We start from the raw sequence: 4,009 nt of genomic DNA, 5'->3' as shown, positions 1-4,009 counted from the left end.
CATCAGCCAGCAAGTTCTGACTTTCATCAACACTTAAGTTGTGATTCACATCAGTTCCCGCGAGTGATGAAGAAGAAAGCGCTTTGATACCCTCCACTTCATAGGGTTTGTGATACAAAGACTCGTTAATTTTTCTGGCTTCTATCATAGTAACAGGCGCACTATCCGAGCCTATTTCTGCGTAACCAAAGTATTCATACAAAGCAATCGATACCACGAAAATGACTGCTATCGATGCAATCGACCCGGTTTTTATCGTCATAATAACCTCTTAAAAAAGTGGGGCCCATAGGACCCCAAAACGGCATTTCCAGTATAAGCTTGCCTGATTGCCCAAATTGGAAAGCACATAATTCTCTAGGAATCGTTTATAGGCCAGCCTTCTTAAGGCGGTTAGCATGTTTCTTAAATAAGGTCTTTGGATCAGTCTCGAACAATGATGTTAATCCTAAGACATGATTATTGGCATCAATGTGGTTCATGAAGTAATCATCACGAATAACCTGGCCAAAGTGAGATGCACAACGCCCGGTAATACCGTCGTTATCTTCACCTGAATCAAACGCTAAACCTGTGATGGCAAACAAGGGATCTGAAATATCCCCAACAGCAGTCAGATGACCTGTGCCACTCCATGAATAGAGCTTGATATCTTCGCCATTGATCGTCACTTGCGAGGGCCCATTACCACACTCAGTTGTCGGTAAGCCATGCGTGTAAGTTGCATTGTATTGTGCTGCACCTTGAGCATTAAACTCTCCCAACATAGCGTAAATATCAGAGTCGGACTTTTTATTGTCCGACAACAAGTTAACTAGATCACCGACTGCATTAGCAAACGCGCCAAATAACGTTCCACGAATTGTTTCTGGTGGAGCTAAATCTGTCACCAAGTCTGCAATAGGCGAACCAGTATGTGGCGTATGCATCGTAGTAACCGACGCAACAAGGTCAGGACGTGTTTCCATTACATAACGCGAAGTCATACCACCCTGGCTATGACCCATTAGGTTGAACTTTTCGATTCGTCCACCGGAACTTGCTTTAATTTCCTCAAGCTGAGCGATCAGCTCTTCACCTCGGCCCACAGAACTATCAAAAGCATTGATCTTAGCTACATAAGCTTCACCACCACGACTTTCAATAGCGCTCGGAATCTGATGCCAATAATCGACAATAGAAATTGAGTCGAAGGCAAATATTCCAGGGACTAACATGATTGGATTTTCTGTTTTCGTGTAACTAAAATAATCAGAAAAGAATCCTGCTTGTGTCGGAGCAGCTGCTGCACATGTGAGAGCAGCCGTTAATGCGAGTGTCTTTTTCATAGATATATCCTCAAATTTATTTTTATACTGAGTTAAATACCAGCCTTTTAAACACTGACACCAAGCCCTACTACTTCGCTTGTATAATCTGATACTCCCCTCGTTTTTCTATCACTAGTGAGTTTTGGTTCTCATAACTAACATGAAAAAGAGGACTATTTTCTTCAAAAGGCCTATCTTTAGCGTACACACGTACCGAGATCTAATAACAATGAACAAGAAGTCTCTCCTGTATCTATGGGAAGAACGAACGCTCTTTATTGGCAGGCTTGAAGAGCCACTGAACTTGTCCCAAGGCGCTGCAACTCTGACCCTGTCACTGGGCGGTCCTATTAAAGTTGAGTCAAAAGATCAGAACATTTGTTTTGAAAGCACATGCGTATTACTAAAACCTGGCTGCTCTGTAACGATAGATACACAACATCAGGTCATCGCAAATTGTAATCTAGATGTTATGGGACGGGACTTTAGCGCCTTATCCGACCTCTGCCGCGATATGGGCCAAGGGGTTTTTAGCGAGTTTGGCAACGAACAATTATTCAGACAGTCTGTTATTGATATTTACGACTCAGAACGCTCCACGAGCGAAACCAAATATGAGATTGATAGCCTATTCAAAACATGTGTAAAGAAGCCTTTTGACAGTGATAAACGCGTATCTAAGGTAGTCGATTTGATCAAGGATTCTATTGACACAAACCTATCTATTGAGAGTCTCGCTGATACAGTGAACTTGTCAGTACCTGGACTCACCAAAGTCTTCAAAAAACAAACAGGCGTACCCATACGCAGGTATCGTCAATGGCATAGGTTATTTGTCACCGCAGTCGAAATCAGCAGAGGAAAGAGTTTAACCGACGCCGCCATTGATGCGGGTTTTGTCGACCTATCTCATTGCACCCATACTTTTAATATGATGCTAGGCATGAAGCCGTCATATTTTTTATCCCAACCAGAGCGAATTATTGTGATGACTGAAAATAAGCAGCGCCTATCTTGTACAAAAAATTGAGCGAGCCAGACTCTAAAGCTCATAGTAATCAGTCGCCTCAGCGAGGGTTGGGACTTTCTGTCTACATGATGAGGTAGTTTTATATCACTCCCTGCTCACGCAGCCATTGCTCACTCCTAGCCATCCCTTCTTCAAGACTAACTTTAGGCTGATACCCTAGCTCTGCACTGGCCTTATCATGGAGATATTTAGCACTAGGCCTTGATAGCATCGCAACGGTAGAAGGATTTAATTCTGTACGTTTACCGACAAGATGAGCAATTCGCTCCGCGGCAAAAGCGATAGGATAAAGCACCTGTTTGGAAAGTGTTCTTGCCGAGTCCAAACCTAACATTTTGGCTAAAAAAGAAAAATACTCCCGATTACTCACCTGCCCCATGCCTGATAGGATATAAATCTGTCCGATTGCCTTGTCTGAGTTCAGTGCCAAATAACAGCCCTCGACCAAGTCATCAATATACACTGGGCCGAACATACCTTCTTTCGGGGCGATGAATTTCTTTTGCTTCATCATGTCAATTGGCGTCACGGTCCAGGGTCGGGAGCCCGGACCGTAGACATCTGCAGGGCGGATAATGGTGGCATCCACTTTTCCAGCGTTATTATAATTCAGCACCAGGTGCTCGCTAGCTAGTTTTGAGTCTGAATATTTCTGACCACAAGCCCTCAAGGCAGTATTTTCATCCATTGCTCCGGTGTGACTTAAGCCCAACGCGGCAACGGAGGAAAAGTGCAGAAAGCGCTTTTTGTTATCACCCTTTGCCGCTTCATCTAATACAGTCTGCGTACCCAACACATTAACGCGCCAGGTTTCCTCTTCTGTTGCAGCATTAGAGACCACTGCAGCCGTGTGAATGAGGGTGTCACAACCAGCTAGCATGTCTCGCCATCTCTCTGGCTCAAATAAATCAGCTTGTATGATGTTTTGTTCCTGATTGGCACTTAGATCAATCCCACAGGTCTCGATACCTTTTTTATTTAGGCAACGCGCCAGACTTTGTGCGATAAAACCTTTTGCGCCGGTAATAAATACTTTCTTCATTGCGGCCTGCCTATTATTTTTGTTGTTTCAATACGTTTCTGACAATCGAATCAATATAGAAATTAACTAGCTTTACGGGAATCAGTCTGTTCATCCAATAGGTCATCCGGGCGAGCTTGCCTGGAATGATGTAAAAACGCTTCGATTCCAAGCCTTTCATAATATCGTCAATCGCATGCTCCAAGGTCAGTGCACCGGCTGTAAGTTTTAGCTTCAAGGTAACCGGGTGAATAGTTTTGTGTTCTTCATGCACCATCGGCGTATCAACTTCTGGCGGACAAATCACTTGAACCGCTACACCTTCAGGCGCGAGTTCGGTGCGCAAGGCCTGAGCTAAACCCACCACCCCAAACTTAGAGGCATTGTAAGAGGTATAGGCATAAGTACCGACCAACCCTGCCATAGAAGCCACCAAGGCTAACTTGCTAGGCACTTTGTTTTTCTTCAATAAAGGAATAGTCGCCTGAGCAAAGTTACGAGAACCAAAAAGGTTAACTGTCACAACAGTCTCAAACTCTTTAGCTGGTACAGCTTCAAATAAACCAGTGCGATTAATACCTGCACAATGCAAGGCTATCGTTGGTAATCCCACATGACACGCCGCTTCTGAAACTACTTTAAGCAGGC

At 44.1% G+C, this 4,009-nt stretch carries 5 protein-coding genes; 1 reads left to right on the top strand and 4 read right to left on the bottom strand.

Annotated elements, in window-relative coordinates; genetic code table 11:
- Together A3761_RS09800 and A3761_RS09795 are read right to left on the bottom strand one after the other, a co-directional pair.
- Positions 1-262: hypothetical protein (locus A3761_RS09800; protein WP_156491781.1), on the bottom strand; the 262-nt coding region annotated here is incomplete at its 3' end.
- A 106-nt stretch (positions 263-368) separates the two neighbouring features.
- Positions 369-1,328, bottom strand: coding sequence for a triacylglycerol lipase (locus A3761_RS09795; RefSeq protein WP_068552959.1), 960 nt, complete (start codon positions 1,326-1,328; stop codon positions 369-371).
- 211 nt (positions 1,329-1,539) lie between these two features.
- Here A3761_RS09795 and A3761_RS09790 point away from each other — a divergent pair, with 211 nt between their 5' ends.
- Entirely contained in the window at positions 1,540-2,340 is an 801-nt protein-coding gene (locus A3761_RS09790) for a helix-turn-helix domain-containing protein (protein WP_068552958.1), read from the top strand.
- A gap of 79 nt (positions 2,341-2,419) precedes the next feature.
- Here the strand turns inward: A3761_RS09790 and A3761_RS09785 are convergent, their stop codons facing one another.
- Complete coding sequence (locus A3761_RS09785) at positions 2,420-3,382, bottom strand: NAD(P)-dependent oxidoreductase (protein WP_068552957.1); 963 nt, start codon at positions 3,380-3,382, stop codon at positions 2,420-2,422.
- A 13-nt stretch (positions 3,383-3,395) separates the two neighbouring features.
- Positions 3,396-4,009 (bottom strand): SDR family NAD(P)-dependent oxidoreductase (locus tag A3761_RS09780; protein ID WP_068750162.1); only part of this gene is annotated, 614 nt, incomplete at its 5' end.

The organism is Oleiphilus sp. HI0123, assembly GCF_001635315.1.
This window is presented reverse-complemented; position numbering and strand designations above follow the sequence as displayed.

Coding starts and splice junctions, on each gene's coding strand:
- A3761_RS09795 (WP_068552959.1), bottom strand. CDS start 1,328: ATGAAAAAGACACTCGCATTAACGGCTGCTCTCACATGTGCAGCAGCT.
- A3761_RS09790 (WP_068552958.1), top strand. CDS start 1,540: ATGAACAAGAAGTCTCTCCTGTATCTATGGGAAGAACGAACGCTCTTT.
- A3761_RS09785 (WP_068552957.1), bottom strand. CDS start 3,382: ATGAAGAAAGTATTTATTACCGGCGCAAAAGGTTTTATCGCACAAAGT.